We start from the raw sequence: 18,225 nt of genomic DNA, 5'->3' as shown, positions 1-18,225 counted from the left end.
AAAATAGATAAGAAAGTATATTTGACAGTAAAAAATAATAGAAATAGAGCAGGAGGGGGAGTTTAATATGAGTACAGAACGGTTGACGCTTGCACTTGACGGAGGCAAAACAGCGATACTCGACTGGGATATGGTGAATAAAACTCTCTATATCTCTCCAAACGGGAAAAAGATGCTGGGATACAGCGACAGTGAGCTTCCCACTTCGATAGAAACGTGGAAAGAACTGGCACACCCGGAAGATGTGAAAAAAAATTTTCGCTCTTTCCTGCAGCACAGACACAAACATTTGAAAACCTTTGAACACAGCTACCGGATCCGGCACAGGCACGGACACTGGATATGTATCTTTGGCAGAGCACAGATTATTTATGATGCAGAGGGCCATGCCGTTCGGATGATCGGAACACAAACTGATATCACGAAAGAAAAAGAGCTGCAGTTTAAATACTCCCATTATGCACAGATCATTGAGCAAATTCATGATTCTGTCATTTCCCTGGATAAACAAGGCAATATTACCAGTTGGAACAAGGGTTCTGAAATGCTTTTCGGCTATAGTGCCGACGAAATGATCGGCAGACATTTCTCTTTACTCTGCCTTGAAGAAAAATGCTCTCTTCAAACTAAAAGTATTGCTGCCTTGGAACAATATGGAGAGTACAAAACCGAGATACAACTCAAAAAAAGGTCGGGTGAACCCCTGTTTGTTGAGCTCGTACTCTCTCCCCTCAAAGACAATGAGGGGAAACGCATTGGCATAGTAAGTTATGCCCACGATATCACTGACAGAAAAGAAGCGGAAGAACGACTGGTAGAGCAAAAAAGAATCCTTTTCTATCAGGCACACCATGATGCACTGACAGGCTTACCCAACAGAGTGCTTTTCTTTGACCGGCTCGAACAGAGCATACGCAAAACCAAACGTCTCGGTTCGGGCTTTGCCCTTTTCTTCATTGACCTTGACAGATTCAAACATATCAATGATTCACTGGGGCACAGCATAGGTGACAGGGTTCTGCGGATCACAGCAAAGCGTATCGGAAGCATGCTCCGTCAGGAAGATACACTTGCCCGCCTGAGCGGAGATGAATTCACTGTCATTATGGAAGACCTTCATCATCCTGCAGATGCCTCTTATCTTGCAGAAAAAATCCTGGCTGTTTTGCAAAAGCCTATGTATATCGATGAATATACACTTTACATCTCAGGCAGTATAGGCATCAGTCTCTACCCTGAAGATGCTGCAGATGCAGAGGACCTTTTGAAGTACGCGGATACAGCGATGTACAGAGCAAAAGCAAACGGACGCAATATGTTCCAGTTCTACGCTGCGGCAATGACTGCCTACGCTATTGAGCGCATGGAAATGAAAACCAGTTTGAAAGAGGCAATAGAGAAGGAAGAATTCGTCCTTTACTATCAGCCGCAGGTTGATGCCCTGACAGGTCATACCATCGGCCTGGAAGCCCTGGTGAGGTGGCAGCATCCAAGCAGAGGGCTGATACTTCCCGATCAGTTCATCCCCCTGGCAGAAGAGACGGGTTTGATCGTCGACATCGACCGATGGGTCATGAAAACAGCCATGCAGCAGGTATCGCTCTGGCATAAAGAGGGTCTCATTCCCGATATGCTTGCCCTGAACCTCTCTATCAAGCAGCTGGAGGGACATCATTTTCTACAGGAGATTGAACATTGCCTCAACGCTTTTGAATTCCAACCTCACTGGCTTGAACTTGAAATTCCCGAAGGGCAGGTGATGAAAGACCATAAAGAAACAATTGCCAAACTCCAGAAAGTGCATGATATGGGTATCGGTATCTCCATTGACGATTTTGGTACGGGATATTCTTCACTCTCACTCTTAAAGCGTTTGCCCATCAACCTTTTGAAGATCGACAGATCATTTATTAAAGATATTCCTTTTGATGAAGAAGACATGGCCATTGTCAAAGCGATCATTGCCTTAGCAGGCAGCCTGAAACTTGAAATTATTGCCGAAGGGGTAGAAACAGAAGAGCAAAAAGCGTTTTTGGTCGAGAACGGCTGTACCAAAATTCAGGGTTTTTACTACAGTAAACCGTTATCTCAGGAAAAGATGCACCATTTTCTTCAGAAACAGTTTTAAACAGAATAGTACTAATATATTTTTGAGTATACTATAATTATGAATTATTTGATAAATACACTTAATCTTCTTTATGCTGTCAGAACAACAGACCGGAGAATGGTAAGCAGACTCTACTCTTTATCACAGCGGAGTCTCATAGCCATGGTCGGATTTGTTCTGTTTGTGAGCTATTATCTTTATCCTGCCTTGCATACGACGATCATTGTATGGGGGAGCATCATTGTTCTGATTACCCTGACAAGGCTGGGACTGGCACTGTATTTCAAACGATACGAAAGCCGATACAGCACTGAAAAATGGTATAGAATATTTCTGTTTTTTAACTTTATGTCGGCACTGGGCATTACTGTACTGGGTGCCGTACTGATCTATTGGGTCAATGATGTTCAAAGGCTGTTTATCGTGGCTTCGCTGTTAGGACTTTCTGCCGGGGCCGTAAGTTCTCTCTACCCGGATGTCCGGATCATGCTGGGATATGTCACGATCATTATCCTACCGTTGATCTTTTCACTCTTTATACTGGGAGGAGAACTGCATATCCTGCTCGCAGCCATGCTGATTCTCTATTTTTTTACTCAGGTTGTCATTGCTTTCAATGTGCACAAACAGAATGCGGAACTGGCGGCAAAGCAACAGGAAACGATGGCTGCCCAGACACAGCTGCTGAAACACAGAGAAGCTATGGAGTACTTCTATACACAGGCACCTATCAGTATTTTTTCCTATGATATCAACCTGAACATTACAGAATGCAACAAAGCATTTTTGGAGCTTTTCCATCTTGACAAGAAAAAAGTCATCGGAATGAACCTTACACTGCTTCCCGACCAGAGCCCCCTGAAAGTTATCCGTGCGGCACTCAAAGACGGGGTACAGACCTATGTAGGGGCCTATTTGTCTACAAAAGGACTGGAATACTGGATAGAAGCGAAAACATTTCCCATTCATAATGGGCGCAATGAAGTGATCGGGGGGATTGCCCTGCTTGAAAACAAGACCAAAGAGCATGAAGCAGTGGAAAAACTCAAATATCTTGCTTCCCATGATGCACTGACCCAACTTTCCAACAGACGCGGATTCAGAACGTTTACCGAAAAACTGCTGGAAAACGAAAAACATAGACATAGCTACTCACTTCTTTTTTACCTGGACCTGAACCGCTTTAAATATATCAACGATTCCCTTGGACATACATTTGGGGACAAACTGCTGCAGGAAGTTGCGCTGCGTCTGAAATCGATCGTGGAGGAAGAGCACAATTTAACGCGCCTGGGCGGAGATGAGTTTGTCATCGTTGTTCCTTTTGTAGCAGAGAGTTTTTATGCGGCACATCTCAATGCTGAAGCCTATACCGATAAAATACACCGTTCGTTCGAAGAAGCTTTTATTATTGACGGTGTGCGTCTTTATATCAAGACCAGTATCGGTATTGTGATCATCGAGCCCAATTTCAACAATATAGACGAGATCGTAAGGCATGCGGATATTTCAATGTATCAGGCGAAAAAGCACGGCCAGGACCAAATATCATTCTACAATAACAAGCTGGATGAGGAACGCAAAGCGACCTTTGCTCTGCAGCAGGATCTTATCTATGCATTGGAAGATAATCTGTTCGAACTCTATCTTCAGCCCATTGTATCTATTGAAGATGATGCGTTATATGCGGTCGAAGCCTTGATACGCTGGGATCATCCGGTAAAAGGACTTTTGGAACCGGCTGATTTTATTCCGTTGGCGATTGAACTCGGTGTGATCACGGAAATAGGGTGGTGGGTCTTGGAGAAAGTCTGTCAGACCATCACGGAATGGAAAGCACAGGGACTGTGGGAACTGCACTATATTTCTATCAATCTCAATGCCAAACAGTTGATCAAAAATGATTTTATCGAAAAGTTTTTTACACAGCTTGACATCTATAATGTCGATACACAGGATATTAAGGTTGAGATTACGGAAACATCACTGATAAACAATTTCGAGCTGACACAGCAGGTGATCCATGAGCTTCAGGATCGGGGTATAAAATGTATTATTGATGATTTCGGAACCGGATATTCATCCCTTTCCTACCTGAAAAAATTTTCGTTTTCTGTGCTGAAAATAGACAGAGAATTTATTTTTGACCTTGAAAACAATGTTGACAACGAAATACTTATCCGCACGATCGTGGAGATTGCAAAACAGTTTAACTACAGTATTGTCGTGGAAGGCATAGAGACTCCGGAGCAAAAAGAGATCATCAAAAATATCGATAATACACTGTATTACCAGGGATATCTGATCAGCAGACCGCTTTCAATTCCTCTGTTCAAAAAGAAATTCCTCTCTGCCTGAGAATGCGCATACAACTCGTATTTTACAGAAGAATTTAAAAGACGATCTGTCCGTCATTCTGCATACGCATCATGATCTCTTTGGCTTTCTGGTGGCCCTGGAAAGAGGCTTTTCTGCACCACTCGATGGCTTTTTCCTTGTCTTCTTCGCATCCCAGTCCCATGTCGTAAAGCGCGCCGAGGTTGAACTGCGCAGAAGCATTGCCTGCCATGGCCGCTTTTTTGAAGAGAATGAAGGCTTTTTTGTAGTCCTGCTCCACGCCGCGTCCCTCTTTGAACATGGCCGCAAGGTTGTTGAAGGCATCGACATTGCCTCTCTTTGCCGCCTCTTCGTACCAGAACGCTGCTTCGGAGAAGTTCTGCTCGCAGCCTTCCCCTTCCTCGAGCATCAGTGCCGCTTCGAACTGTGCCACAGGCACCTCTCTCGTGGCGGCTTCCAGGTAGTTCTCAAAGGCTTTTTTCGAGTCCTGCTCCACACCGAAACCTCTGAAGTAGAGGAAACCGAGGTAGTAGAACGCGGTCGGCTCTTTCTGAGCCGCCAGATCGGTGTAGAGTGCAAAGGCTTTGTCATACGCTTTGGCTGTCAGTGCGTTGAATGCTTCCTGTACTTGTGCAGTCATCTCAGGCACCGAACCCTTCAAGCTCCGCATTGACCTTCGCAATTTTGCTCTGGGCTTCCTCAAGGGCTTTTCTATTCTCTGCAATGACCTGTTCAGGCGCATTGGCGACGAATTTTTCATTGTTCAGCATGCCGCTGAGTTTCTGTATCTCTTTTTCAAGCTTCTCTTTCTGCTTGGAAAGTTTCCCGATGATGGCGGACATATCGATATTTTCCGTGGAGATCATCGTTTCAAGGCTGTCGGAAACGTCCGTGACGCAGTTGGGCAGCTTTTCATTGACAAAAGAGATCTCTTCGACCTTTCCGAGCTTTTCTATGAAAGGTTTGAGCAGGGCAGTTTCCGCCTCTTTGTTGAACTTGATGGAGGCCTTCTCGATCTTCTGGTTCCCTTTTTCAATGAGCGTTTTACATCGTCTCACCGAAACGATCGCTTCAATGGCAAGATTGAACTGCTCGGCGATCTCTTCGTCGATCTCTGTCACTTTCGGATAGGACATGACCATGATGGAAGTACTCTCCTCAAGCTCGGTCCCCGAGAGTCTCTGGTACAGGTTCTCCGTAATGAACGGCATGAAGGGATGGAGGAGTTTGAGCGACTCTTTGAAGATGCTTCCCAGTTCAGGTACACTCTCCTTGCTCGCTTTGCTCAGCTCGATACCCCAGTCGCAGAACTCACCCCACATAAAGCGGTAGAGCGTCGTTGCCGCATCGTTGAAACGGTACTGGTTTATGTAATCCCTTGTCTCTTTGACCGCCAGGTTGAAACGCGAGAGCATATAGCGGCCGAGCGGAGTCTCTATCTTCCCCTGGTCCAGGTCTTCGAAAGTATCCTGGTTGAGCTGCAGGTAGTTCGTCGCATTGAAGAGCTTGTTGGTGAAGTTGCGGCTCTGCTCGAGCTTCTCTTCACTCAGTTTGATATCGCGTCCCTGAACAGCAAGTACGGCAAGCGTGAAACGGAGCGCATCGGTAGAGTACTTCTCTATCATGACAAGCGGGTCGATGACGTTCCCTTTGGACTTGCTCATCTTCTCGCCTTTTTCATCCTTGACCAGTGCATGCAGGTAAATATCCTTGAAGGGCAGTTTTCCGGTAATGTTCTCTCCCATCATCAGCATTCTGGCGACCCAGAAGAAGAGGATGTCGAAGCCGGTGATCAGCAGCTGGTTCGGGTAGAACTCTTTCATGTCCTCTTCGAACCACTTTTCGTTCCTGAAAGCATCCCCGTTACCCCAACCAAGCGTGGAGAAAGGCCAGAGACCCGAGGAGAACCAGGTATCCAGTACATCCTCATCCTGGTGTATATTCATCGAACCGCACTTGATACACTGGGTCGGTGTCTCGCCGTCGAACGCGAACTCTGCGCCACAGTCGTCACAGTACATGACCGGTATCTGGTGGCCCCACCAGAGCTGACGCGAGATACACCAGTCCCTCAGCTCGCTCATCCATGCATTGTAGGAATTGATCCAGTGTGCCGGGAAGAATTCCGCTTCCCCGTTGTTAACCTTCTCGATGGACGCTTTGGCGAACTCTTTTTTCACGAACCACTGTTTGGAAATGTAGGGTTCTACGATGTTCTTGCAGCGGTAGCAGTGTCCGACCTGGTGCGCATGTTCTTCCACCTTCTCCACAAAACCCTCTTCTTCGAGTTTCGCCATAATGGGCTCTCTGGCCTCAAGGCGTTCCATACCGGCAAACTCGCCGCACTCTTCATTGAGAATACCTTTTTCATCGAAGATCGTAATAAAGTCGAGATTATGGCGTTTCCCGACCTCGTAGTCGTTCGGGTCGTGCGCCGGAGTGACCTTGACGACACCGGTACCGAACTCCATATCGACATGTTCGTCGGCGATGATCTTCACTTCTCTTCCGATCAGGGGAAGGGTAACGGTCTTGCCTATGAGGTCCTTGTAGCGTTCGTCGTCCGGGTGTACCATCACGGCCGTATCCCCAAAGTAGGTTTCGGGACGTGTGGTCGCAACGATAACAACACCGGAACCGTCCGTAAGCGGGTACCTGAGATGGTAGAGATGACCCATATGGTCTTCGTGCTCCACTTCGATGTCGGAGAGGGCACCGTCGTGGGTACACCAATTGATCATGTAGTTCCCGCGGACGATGTCGCCGTTGTCGTACATCTGTTTGAAGGACTTTTTGACCGCATTGGCCAAGCCTTCGTCCATGGTGAAGCGTTCACGGCTCCAGGCAGGCGATACACCGAGTTTCCTGAGCTGCCTGGTGATGGCGTTCCCAGAACTGTCCTTCTGTTGCCAGGCTCTTTTGAGGAAGGCTTCCCGGCCTATCTCTTCCTTGGTAGTTCCTTCCGCCAGAAGCTGTTTCTCAACGACATTCTGCGTGGCGATACCCGCATGGTCTGTTCCGGGCTGCCAAAGTGTCTTGAACCCGTCCATTCTCTTGTAGCGTACGATAATATCCTGAAGGGTGAATGTCAGCCCGTGACCGATATGAAGATGCCCGGTAACATTGGGCGGCGGCATCATGATGCAGAAATTCTTTTCCGCTTCCTGTATGTCTTTATTGCCGTCTATTTCAAAATAGCCGCGATCTTCCCAGACCCGGTAATAACGTTCTTCGATCTCTTTTGGATTGTAAACTTTTTTTTCCGATGTGTCGCTCATCTCTGTCCTTCTTGCTGCGTTTATCTTTTCGCACTATAATAATGCCGCGATTATACCCAAATGGTGCTTTTTCTTTTATGGCAGAGGGTATCAGCTTTTTTAAAAAGGATCTTAGTGAAACGATATCTGCTGCTTTTAAGTCTGCTTTCTGTACTGCTTTCTGCCAAAACACTCCCCAGCGATGCACGTCTTGTCGAAGGGATGCTGCCCAATGGTTTCAGCTACAGCATCATGCATAATGAAAAACCCAAAGACAAAGTGGAGTTCCGCCTCTATGTCAAAGCCGGTTCACTCGAAGAAGAGGAAGATCAGCGCGGCCTGGCACATTTCATCGAGCACATGGCCTTCAACGGTACGAAACATTTTAAAAAAAATGAACTCGTTTCTTATCTCGAATCGATCGGTTTGACGTTCGGTGGCGATCTCAATGCCAACACCGGATACGGACGGACACTCTACAAGCTTTCCGTACCCATCGGAGGGGACAATGTGGACAAGGCACTGACCGTACTTCAGGACTGGGCAGGCGGACTGCGTTTCAACCCCGAGGAGTTCAACAAAGAACGCGGCGTAATACTGGAAGAGAAGCGTTTGCGCAACACACCGTCATACCGTCTCTACCGGCAGTATTCTCCGCTTTTTTTTGACGGTACCAAATATAATGACCGTATGGTCATAGGCAAAGAACAGGTCATTAAACATGCCCCTGTACAGCGTGCCGTTGATTTTTATAAAAAGTGGTACCGTCCTGAACTGATGCACCTTGTTGTCGTAGGGGATATCGATGTCAAAGAGATGAAAAAAAAGATCAAAGAAACGTTTGGCGGACTGAAGAACAGTGTACAGATCGAGCCGGTTTCAAGGCTTGTTCCCCCACAGAACAAAACACGTATCATTTCGCTGACAGACAAAGAACTCCACAGCAACAGTGCGGAGATAGACTATCTCGAACGCAAACCGGGCACTGTTACCGAAGAAGAGAAGAGGGATGATCTCGTTGTCTGGATGACAAGCCTGCTTTTTAATCTCAATGCGCAAAAAGAAGTACTCAAACCCGAAAGCAAGGCACTTTCTCTGCATTTTGACATTTCATCGTTGACGCCTGTAAAGCGCATGTACCGTTTTTCCGCCTACTATAAAGAAGCAAACCGTGCAGCCGCTTTTGAACAGCTCTACCGGCTGATGTGGCGTTTCGGCAAATACGGCTTTGCACAAAAAGACTTTGAAACCGTCCGTACACATCTTTTGGCACGCAATGAAAACAGTTACAGGGAGTCGAACAATACCAAGTCGGCCGCTTTTGCTTCGCAGATCGTCAGAAACATCGGCAGCGGAGGGGTTTTCGTAGATGAAGCATATGATTATACGCTTTCCAAAAAGCTGCTGCATTCCATTACACTGGAAGAGGTAAACAAGCGGTTCAGGAAAATACTGGGTATCAAAGACAGGGTCATCATCTTTGTCGGCACATCAAAAAACAAACTCCCGCACAAGCGTGTTCTTCACCTAATGGCGCAGGCGAAAAAGGAGGCGAAAAAACCGAAAATACAGAAAAGCCATACACTCACGCTGCTGAAACATCCGCTTACACCGGTAAAGATCATCGAAAAACATTTTGATCAAAAAACAGGTATCTATTTTTACCGTTTGGAGAACAATGTTACAGTTTCGTTCAAACCGACTGACTTCAGAAAGAACGAAGTACTCGTCAGTGCTGTCAGTCCGGGCGGTTTTTCAACAGTACCTACCAAATCGCTTGATGCTGCTATAAAAGCAGCTGACTGGGTAGTACCTTCCGCTCCGGGAGATCTCAAGAGCTACGAGCTTAAAGAGCTGATGGCCGGAAAACAGCTCAGTTTCATCTTTTCTGTCTCCCGTTTCGGGGAAGTGATAGATGCAGGCAGCAGCACGGAAGACCTTGCCTCGCTTTTTCAGCTGCTTTATATGCAAATCACTGCACCGAAGATCGACCCTGCTATAGCCAACCAGGAGAGAAATATCCTGCTGACGGATCAGGCCCATAGTGACAGAGACCCTGCCTATCGGTTTGAAAAAGGTGCCAAGAAGTTCTATTACAGGGACAATCCGCGTATTCAGTTCGATACCAAACAAAGCATTGAGAAACTTGACCCCAAAGAGATGCTTGCACTTTTCAAAAAAAAGTTCGGAGATATGAACCATTTCCATTTCATTATTGTGGGAGATACCACACCAAAGCAAGTAGAAAAACTCATCTCTACATATCTGGGCAATCTGCCCACAAGAACAAAAAATGAAAAGTACGACAGTACACCGTACCCTCACCGAAAAGGCGAACAGTATTTTGTGAAACGCTTCAACACAACAAATATTGCGAACATTGCACTGCAATACCAGTCAAGCCTGCCGTACTCCATACGCAACGCCGCCATAATGGATGCGGTACAGAACATTTTGACGGTTAGGCTGCGCAACCTCATACGCGAAGCACGTTCGGGTACCTACGGCATCGGGGTACAGTGCCGGATGATCCGTGAACTTCATAACAAAACGGTATGTACTGTCGGTTTTGCCGCAGATCCGGCACGCAGGGATGAACTGATAAAAGCGGTTAGAAAAAGTATTGCCGGCTTTATTGCACACGGACCGACGGCACAGGAACTTAAAAACTACAAAACAGAGTTTGCCGTACAGTATAAACTGATGCAAAAAGAGAATCGTTTCTGGAGCGGTATGATGATGCTGAGTGCCAGGTTCGATACACCCATAGAAACTTACCTGAAAATGCCCGAAGCGATACATACACTGACAGTCGGGGAAATAAAAGCGGCGGCAAAAACACTTTTTGGGAGCGATCTGCTTGTCACCGAACGGCTGCCGGAGAAAAAGAAATCTTAGAAAAGCGGTGTTTTCTTTTTTTTGTGCCATCGAAGTATGGCTTCCCATGCTTCCCTGGCATCTTCTGCATATTCAAAGATATCAAGGTCTTCTTTCGCGATCACACCTTCTTCATACAGATATTCAAAGTCAATAATGCGGCTCCAGTAGGAACGGCAGACCAATACTACGGGAATCGCAGGGCTTTTCCCGGTTTGAATAAGTGTAAGCAGGTCAAAAAGCTCATCAAGTGTCCCAAAGCCTCCCGGAAAAACCACCAATGCCTTGGCACGCTGCATAAAATGCAGTTTGCGTATGGCAAAATAGCGGAACTGAAAACTCAGTTCCGGTGTGATGTACGGGTTTGGATGCTGTTCGCGGGGAAGTTCAATATTGAGTCCGATCGATTTTGCACCCACTTCATAGGCGCCTCGGTTGGCAGCTTCCATAATGCCGGGACCGCCGCCAGTCATGAGTGTGACACTGCAGTCATCCGGACCTTTTCCGCTTTGACCGACCAGTTTTCCAAATTCGCGGGCTTCTTCGTAGTAACGGCTTTTTTCTACGATCCTTTCTGCCCCTCTCAACTGCTGGAGCAGTGTATCGGAATCCGGCTTGGCTTCAAATTTCTGTTTGATCTTTTCAAGCTTTTTGAGCGCTTCGGCAAACTCTGTTACTCTTGCACTGCCAAACACAACGATCGTATGATCTACACCGTGTTTTTTAAGACTGGTCTCAGCCTTCAGGTAGTCAAGCTGCAGCCTGATACCGCGCGCATCGTCGGAATAAAGGAACTGCTTATCTTCTTTTGTATATTTCTGGACAGAGGTCTGTTTGTCTGTTTTTGCTGTTGTATTATTTTTTTTCATGCGATTATTATACAGTTATTCATGTTATAATTTCGCTATCTATTGCCGAATTCAAGATTTTAATACGGTAATATAATTCAAAAACGAGAAATAAAATATGAAAAATATAGCCATACTCTGTTCGGGCGGTGATGTTTCGGGAATGAACGCTGCCCTGAAACGTTTTGTCGAATATGCACTGACAAACAGCCTGACACCCTACATGATCTATAATGGCTACGAAGGCTTGATAGACAACAAGATTTATCCGGCCGGATACAGTGATGTTTCCGGTATCATTTCTATCGGGGGCACGAAAATCCGTACTTCAAGATCCAAACGCTTTATGGAAGCACGTTACCGCAGAATCGCTATAGAAAACCTGAAAGCCCGGGAGATCACGGGCCTGGTCATTCTCGGCGGTGATGGATCGTTCAAGGGTATGCAGAAACTTTCAGATGAATATGAAGCACTGCATATCATGGGGATTCCTTCTACCATAGACAATGACATCGCAGGAACCGAATACTGCCTCGGGGTCGATACGGCACTCAACACCATACGGTATGCCATCGATGCCATCCGGGATACAGCATCATCGTTCGGACGTGCTTTTGTCATTGAGGTCATGGGCCGTGAATGCGGCTATCTTGCCCTGGTTTCCGCATTGACTTCAGGTGCAGAAATGTGTCTCATTCCCGAGATCAAATATGATCTGTCACTCTACAGAGACAACCTGATGAAACAGAAAGAGGAGGGCAGAGAATATTTTATCGCTGTTGTTTCCGAAGCACTTAAAAACAGTGAAGAGACAGCACAGTGGTTTGAGAATGAATTGGGCGTTGAGTCAAGAGTAACTGTTTTGGGGCATATCCAGCGCGGTGGCACGCCCACAGTCAATGACCGCCTTATGGCCTTCCATTTTGTGACACATGCCATCGATGCACTCATCAGAAAAGAAGCAAGTGCAGTCGTCTGCTACAGTGACAACGGCTTCCGGCTTAAAAAAATAGAAGAGGTCGCCTTCAAAACCTACCGAATCAATGAAGATCTTCTCAAACTCGGCATGGAGTTCAATACCAAATAATACCATGTCACAGAAATTAGGTATAATAAATCAAAAATAAGGATAAAAAATGAAAAAGAAAATAGAAAAAGCCATAGAAACCGTAGAAAAATCTGACAAGATCACAGAGGAGAACAAACCTTTGATCATCCAGAAGCTCAAAGAATGGAGAGAAGAGGACGATGCCATCAACGATATCGCTCTGCGCTTTGAGAACTGGTGGATGGAAGTTGAGCCGATCTTTGCTGAACTCGGACTTGTCTAAGTAGTGCTCTATACCCAATATACCTACGAGAAGAAGTGGCAGCCCACTTCTGACAAAGAGGCACTTCGTATCATTCTCGAAGAAATGCCCCAGACCGATGCCGAAGCGACACTGCAGTATATTCTGTCCAAAACACAGAGAGGAAAGACCATTACACTGGGTACCTGCCGCTTCCGCTCGCATAGCTGATCCCGCTCCCTGCACATACAATACACAGATATCATCTATACTTCTAGAACAAGCCTTCACTTAAAGGAGCGCGATCATGAGTATAGCATACCGACATTTCGGAGAACTCTTCCGATATCTTGAATCTGCACCTGCCAAAAAAGATTTCCTGCATCACCGTCATGCCGGGGAGTGGGTGGACATCAACAAAACAGATTTTCTTTCTCTTGTACGCGCCCTCACTGTTGCTTTTCATCACAAAGGATGGAAAGGAAAACAGGTTGCCATTGCCATTACACCATCATCCTACTGGCTGGTACTCGATTATGCTCTGATGCTCTGTGGTGCAGTAAGCGTACCGCTCTTTACCAACATTTCTTCCAGAAACCTTTTTTTTGAATTGCTCGATGCCAATATTCAAACTGTTTTTGCAAACAGTGACGAAGCTGCAGTACGTATTGAAAAATATGATACTTCCATCGAGATCATCTATACGGAAAATACACGCAGCGGCTATATGCATCTGAGAACCATGATAGAAGAGGGAAGGCGGATAGACAAAAAAAATCCGACCCTGTTCGATCAACTTTTATCCCGCATAGACCAGGATGACCTTGCGACCATCATCTATACTTCAGGTACATCTGGAACCCCGAAAGGAGTAGAACTCACACACCGAAATCTCATTTCGCAGATACATGCAACAGCAGAAAATTACCATTTGGACAGAACATCGGACACTGCCCTTTCTGTTCTGCCTCTGGCACATATTTTTGAACGTATGGTAATGCATTTCTATCTTTCACAGGAGTTAAGCGTGTACTTTGCCGATGATGTGAAAAATGTCGCAGCATTGCTCAAAGAGATCAATCCTACCGTCATGACCGCAGTGCCCCGTCTGCTTGAAAAAGTTTTTTTCAAAATGAGAGATAAAGCACTTGAAGGAAACATACTTAAACAAATATTGGTACGTTTCGCTTTTTACAGGGCAACAACCAAAGCTCCTGAAGATACTATTTATTTTTTGGACAGTACTTTGGAACGGCTGGTCTACCGAAAACTCAAACTGGCATTTGGAACTGAGATATCAATGATGATCAGTGGAGGTGCCGCCCTCTCGGATAGACTTTACCGTTTTTACCTCAACATAGGTATTCCTCTCTATCAGGGATACGGGCTGACGGAATCAAGCCCTGTTATCTGCGCCAATACACCCAAAAACAATAAAACAGGAACTTGCGGGAAAGCCTTCCCGGGAGTGGAAGTAAAAATCAGTGCAGAAGGTGAACTTCTGGCACGTGGTGACAATATTATGCGCGGATATCACAATGACAGAAAAGCAACTGCTGAAGTGATTGACAGTGAGGGATGGCTGCATACAGGTGACCTTGCCTCTATTCAGGAAGACGGCTTCATTACGATCAGTGGACGAAAAAAGGAATTGCTCAAAACATCCACAGGTGAGTTTGTTTCTGCCGTCTATATTGAACAGCTGCTTTTGGCAAATGGATGGTTTGAACATGCTTTGGTGATAGGTGACCAAAAACCATTTGTAGTGGCACTTCTGTTTGTCGATCCGGATTTCATAGGACGCGTAGCAGACAGGCATAAGCACACACCGGTATCCGTACTGAAGTCTGACAGGTTCCGCACGATGGTACAGCGATATATAGAAAAAATAAACAGAAAACTGAACCATTGGGAAAAGATACGTGATTTTCGCTTTATCGACCGTACACCGACTATCGAGTCCGGAGAACTTACCCCTTCCATGAAACTGGCAAAAGAGCATCTCATGCAGCGCTACGAAGCGCTCATCCGTGAAATGTACAAGGATCACCTATGAATAGAAAAAAAATAAAAAATAAAAAAGAACGTATCGCTATCGTGACGGCACTGCGTACACCCATGGCAAAAGCAGGCGGAAAATTCGCCCGTATGCAGGCAGATCAGCTTGGAGCCGTACTCTTTCGCGAACTGATGATGCGCTCTTCCATCGGCTTTGAGGAAGTAGATGAAGTCATCATAGGCAATGTGGCACAGCCGATCCATGCAGCCAATATTGCACGTGTTATTGCTCTGCGTGCCGGTTTTCCCGAATCAATACCTGCTTTGACTGTACACAGAAACTGCGCATCGGGTATGGAATCCATCACGACAGCGGCAGCACGTATTTATGCCGGTGAAGGCAAGGTCTATGTCTGCGGAGGTGTGGAGTCCATGTCCAATATTCCTCTGGTGTACAACGAGAAGATGACCCTGCTTTTTGAAAAGCTGGCTCGTTCCAAAAGTGCACTGGACAAAGTGCGTACACTTTTAGGGTTCAGACCGGCATTTTTAAAACCGATCATCGGATTGATGTCCGGCTTGACCGACCCTGTAAGCGGCTTGCTGATGGGGAGTACCGCAGAAGTACTGGCACAGGATTTCGGTATCAGCAGGGAAGAGCAGGATTTCTTTTCTTTCATGAGTCACCAAAAAGCAGCCAAAGCCAAAGAGAACGGACGTTTTGCCCAGGAAAGTATGACTTTAGTCTATGATGAAGTTTCAGGAAAGTATCTGGATTTTGATGACGGCATACGGGAAGACCAGACAATGGAAAAACTAGCCAGGCTCCATCCTTTCTTTGACAGGAAGAACGGAACGGTCACCGCAGGGAATTCTTCACAGATCACGGATGCAGCAGCAGGTGTGGTTCTCCTGTCCGAAAGCGAAGCCCAAAAGCGGGGGTTGGAACCTTTGGGCTATCTGACAGAATATGCCTATGCGGGACTTGAACCCAAACGGATGGGACTCGGACCGGTTTTTGCCGCCCATAAACTTTTTAAAAAAACCGGTTTCAGTATGAAAGATATGGAGATCGTTGAGATCAATGAAGCGTTTGCCGCACAAGTGATAGCCTGTGAAAAAGCTTTTGCTTCTGATCTGTTTGCACAAATACATCTGGGAGCAAAAAAGGCTGTAGGCGCTATAGACCCGTCTATTCTCAATGTCAACGGCGGTGCCGTAGCGCTTGGGCACCCGGTAGGTATGACGGGAACCAGACTGGTATTGACCATACTGCATGAGTTGAGACACCGGGGTCGGCAACGCGGTTTGGCGACACTCTGCATCGGCGGCGGGCAGGGTGCTGCACTGTTACTGGAGGTAGAGTAATGAACTATTTCAATCAAACAAAAGATAAAAGAGGGGTGGTGACACTCACTTTTGACACACCCGAAAAACCGGTCAATATACTCTGTTTCGATGCCCTGTATCAACTGGAGCAGATCCTCGATATTTTGCAAAAAGACAGCTCCGTCAAAATACTTTTCATAGAGAGTGCCAAAAAAAGCATTTTCATTGCCGGTGCGGACATCAAAGAGATCAAAGCCTTTCAGGATGAAAAAGAGATCGTGAAGACGCTGAGTCGCGCTCAGGCTGTTCTTAGCACTTTGGGAAATCTCCCTTTTGCCACAGTATCTGTCATTGACGGCGCCTGTCTGGGAGGGGGACTGGAGCTGGCAATGGCCTGTGACTACCGTTTGGCCACCAATGATGAACATACCCGTCTGGGACTGGTAGAAGTCAGCCTGGGAATCATCCCCGGACTGGGCGGGACACAGCGTTTGCCAAAACTGGTAGGATATCAAAAAGCGATTGAACTGATCACGGCATCGAAACGTCTCAAAGGAGACAAGGCACTGAAACTGGGTCTTGTTGATGCCTCCGTACCGAGCGGTTACCTCAGTTTTAAAAAAGAGGAATTCATTCAAGATATCCTTGACGGTACACTGGCAGACAGAACCACCAAGATCCGCCGGAGAGTCACATGGTATGAAAAGATTTTTCCCCTCAAAAGTATCATTGCACAACTGGCAAAAGCTTCGGTCATAGCCAAAACAGAAGGACATTATCCTGCACCTGTAAAAGCTATAGAAGTCCTTGAAAAAACATTGAATATGCCAATGGAAGAGGGATTGAAAGTGGAAAGGGAAACCTTTGCCCCTCTGGCACTGAGTGAGATATCCAAAAACCTCATAGAACTTTTCTTCACTTCCGAGGTTTTAAAAAAAGAAACCTTCTCCCGTGCCAAGCCCCGTGCAGTCAAAGAAACAGTGGTCATAGGTACTGGAACCATGGGAGCAGGTATCGCCTGGGCTCTAACCAACAGGGACATTCCTGTCAGGCTGGGGGCACGCAACATGAAGAGTATCGTCAGGGCATTCTCCGCAATAATGGCTGATTTTGAGAATGTAAAACGCAGAGGCCGGCTGACTGACCGTGAGATCGCTCTGAAAATGGACAGAGTGACCTGCACCACTGAAATGGACGGACTTTCACGTTCGGACTTTGTCATAGAAGCAGTCAGTGAAGACCCGAAAATCAAACAGGCTGTTTACACACAGCTCGAAGAACATCTTGCTGAAGATGCCATCGTAGCGACCAATACTTCATCATTATCCGTTACAGACCTGGCTGCTGACACTGTGCACCCTGAACGATTTGTCGGGATGCATTTTTTCAACCCTGTTGCCAAAATGCCGCTGGTCGAAGTGATAGCCGGTGCAAAAACAAATGCCAAAACCATTGCCACTGTGGTTGGTTTGACAAAAAAACTGGGCAAAACACCGATTAAAGTAAAAGAGTGTGCAGGCTTCCTTGTAAACCGTACTCTTCTGCCTTATCTGAACGAAGCGGCCAAAATGTTCGAAGAAGGTGAGAGTGTGGAGCATATTGATAAAGTGCTAAAAGCCTTCGGTATGCCAATGGGACCTTTTACACTGGCAGATGAAGTCGGCTTGGATATTGGGAAAAAAGTATCAGATATTCTTTTTGAATCTTATGGAGAACGTATGAAACCTTCACCGCTTCTTGCACAGATGACAGAGAAGAACTGGCTGGGCAAAAAGACAGGCAAAGGATTTTATCTGCATCAGGGAAAGCAGCTGACTTTCAATACAGAGGTACAAAGTCTGCAATGCGGCAAAACAGTATTGGATGAGCAGACTATCCTTGACAGAGCTATACTCATTATGGTCAATGAAGCTTCACGCTGTCTTGAAGAGAAAGTGGTTGCCAATGCACGCTACCTTGACATGGCGATGGTCATGGGTACCGGTTTTCCTGCTTTCAGAGGAGGGCTGCTGCGCTATGCAGACTCACTAGGCGTCGCAGAGGTCGTCAGGCGTCTTTCCGAATTTGAAACACATTATTCAGAGCGTTTCAGGGTTTCAGGACTTTTGCTGAAAATGCTTGAGAAGAAGCAGACTTTTTATGGCAACATGTGACCCTGTATCAAATCGGGTCGCAGGCCT

At 46.3% G+C, this 18,225-nt stretch carries 12 protein-coding genes; 9 read left to right on the top strand and 3 right to left on the bottom strand.

All coding sequences use genetic code 11. The annotated features are described in order from the left end of the window. The first annotated feature begins 67 nt into the window (after positions 1 to 67). A complete protein-coding gene (locus F8L24_RS02625) occupies positions 68 to 2,128 on the top strand; it encodes a GGDEF domain-containing phosphodiesterase (protein ID WP_294951464.1) in 2,061 nt (686 codons plus the stop codon). Between the two features lie 39 nt (positions 2,129 to 2,167). After that, positions 2,168 to 4,468, top strand: coding sequence for a GGDEF and EAL domain-containing protein (locus F8L24_RS02620; protein WP_294951462.1), 2,301 nt, complete (start codon positions 2,168 to 2,170; stop codon positions 4,466 to 4,468). 34 nt (positions 4,469 to 4,502) lie between these two features. Here the strand turns inward: F8L24_RS02620 and F8L24_RS02615 are convergent, their stop codons facing one another. Together F8L24_RS02615 and F8L24_RS02610 are read right to left on the bottom strand one after the other, a co-directional pair. Then, a complete protein-coding gene (locus F8L24_RS02615) occupies positions 4,503 to 5,087 on the bottom strand; it encodes a tetratricopeptide repeat protein (protein ID WP_294951460.1) in 585 nt (194 codons plus the stop codon). 1 nt (position 5,088) lies between these two features. After that, the gene (locus tag F8L24_RS02610) at positions 5,089 to 7,725 is read right to left on the bottom strand and encodes a valine--tRNA ligase (protein ID WP_294951459.1); all 2,637 of its coding nucleotides are present in this window, start codon (positions 7,723 to 7,725) and stop codon (positions 5,089 to 5,091) included. A gap of 114 nt (positions 7,726 to 7,839) precedes the next feature. Here F8L24_RS02610 and F8L24_RS02605 point away from each other — a divergent pair, with 114 nt between their 5' ends. Further along, entirely contained in the window at positions 7,840 to 10,602 is a 2,763-nt protein-coding gene (locus tag F8L24_RS02605; protein ID WP_294951457.1) for a M16 family metallopeptidase, read from the top strand. Here the strand turns inward: F8L24_RS02605 and F8L24_RS02600 are convergent. After that, on the bottom strand, positions 10,599 to 11,450 hold the full coding sequence (locus F8L24_RS02600; protein ID WP_294951455.1) for a TIGR00730 family Rossman fold protein: 852 nt from the start codon (positions 11,448 to 11,450) through the stop codon (positions 10,599 to 10,601). The genes F8L24_RS02605 and F8L24_RS02600 overlap by 4 nt on opposite strands. 97 nt (positions 11,451 to 11,547) lie before the next feature. On the opposite strand from F8L24_RS02600, the gene F8L24_RS02595 reads away from it, so the two are divergent. From F8L24_RS02595 to F8L24_RS02570, 6 genes are all read left to right on the top strand, one after another. Next, positions 11,548 to 12,516, top strand: coding sequence for a 6-phosphofructokinase (locus F8L24_RS02595; RefSeq protein ID WP_294951454.1), 969 nt, complete (start codon positions 11,548 to 11,550; stop codon positions 12,514 to 12,516). Positions 12,517 to 12,565: 49 nt separating this feature from the next. Beyond that, on the top strand, positions 12,566 to 12,760 hold the full coding sequence (locus tag F8L24_RS02590; protein ID WP_294951453.1) for a hypothetical protein: 195 nt from the start codon (positions 12,566 to 12,568) through the stop codon (positions 12,758 to 12,760). A gap of 3 nt (positions 12,761 to 12,763) precedes the next feature. Beyond that, entirely contained in the window at positions 12,764 to 12,949 is a 186-nt protein-coding gene (locus F8L24_RS02585) for a hypothetical protein (protein WP_294951452.1), read from the top strand. A gap of 76 nt (positions 12,950 to 13,025) precedes the next feature. Further along, the gene (locus F8L24_RS02580) at positions 13,026 to 14,774 is read left to right on the top strand and encodes an AMP-dependent synthetase/ligase (RefSeq protein WP_294951450.1); all 1,749 of its coding nucleotides are present in this window, start codon (positions 13,026 to 13,028) and stop codon (positions 14,772 to 14,774) included. After that, complete coding sequence (locus F8L24_RS02575) at positions 14,771 to 16,084, top strand: acetyl-CoA C-acyltransferase (RefSeq protein WP_294951449.1); 1,314 nt, start codon at positions 14,771 to 14,773, stop codon at positions 16,082 to 16,084. The genes F8L24_RS02580 and F8L24_RS02575 overlap by 4 nt, the downstream gene beginning before the upstream one ends. Then, positions 16,084 to 18,198 carry a 3-hydroxyacyl-CoA dehydrogenase NAD-binding domain-containing protein gene (locus F8L24_RS02570; protein WP_294951448.1) on the top strand — a complete coding sequence of 705 codons (2,115 nt, stop codon included), beginning with the start codon at positions 16,084 to 16,086 and terminating at the stop codon, positions 18,196 to 18,198. Before F8L24_RS02575 ends, F8L24_RS02570 begins: the two co-directional genes overlap by 1 nt. Positions 18,199 to 18,225: the final 27 nt, after the last annotated feature.

Origin of the sequence: Sulfurovum sp. (assembly GCF_015493435.1) — a bacterium.
GTDB lineage: Bacteria > Campylobacterota > Campylobacteria > Campylobacterales > Sulfurovaceae > Sulfurovum.
Note: the sequence above shows the minus strand (reverse complement) of the source record. Positions and strands in the feature narration are given on the sequence as shown.

Bases quoted from the DNA above. Each gene is read 5' to 3' on its own strand.
- F8L24_RS02600 (WP_294951455.1), bottom strand. From the start codon at position 11,450: ATGAAAAAAAATAATACAACAGCAAAAACAGACAAACAGACCTCTGTC.
- F8L24_RS02625 (WP_294951464.1), top strand. From the start codon at position 68: ATGAGTACAGAACGGTTGACGCTTGCACTTGACGGAGGCAAAACAGCG.
- F8L24_RS02595 (WP_294951454.1), top strand. From the start codon at position 11,548: ATGAAAAATATAGCCATACTCTGTTCGGGCGGTGATGTTTCGGGAATG.
- F8L24_RS02615 (WP_294951460.1), bottom strand. From the start codon at position 5,087: ATGACTGCACAAGTACAGGAAGCATTCAACGCACTGACAGCCAAAGCG.
- F8L24_RS02570 (WP_294951448.1), top strand. From the start codon at position 16,084: ATGAACTATTTCAATCAAACAAAAGATAAAAGAGGGGTGGTGACACTC.
- F8L24_RS02580 (WP_294951450.1), top strand. From the start codon at position 13,026: ATGAGTATAGCATACCGACATTTCGGAGAACTCTTCCGATATCTTGAA.
- F8L24_RS02620 (WP_294951462.1), top strand. From the start codon at position 2,168: ATGAATTATTTGATAAATACACTTAATCTTCTTTATGCTGTCAGAACA.
- F8L24_RS02610 (WP_294951459.1), bottom strand. From the start codon at position 7,725: ATGAGCGACACATCGGAAAAAAAAGTTTACAATCCAAAAGAGATCGAA.
- F8L24_RS02590 (WP_294951453.1), top strand. From the start codon at position 12,566: ATGAAAAAGAAAATAGAAAAAGCCATAGAAACCGTAGAAAAATCTGAC.
- F8L24_RS02575 (WP_294951449.1), top strand. From the start codon at position 14,771: ATGAATAGAAAAAAAATAAAAAATAAAAAAGAACGTATCGCTATCGTG.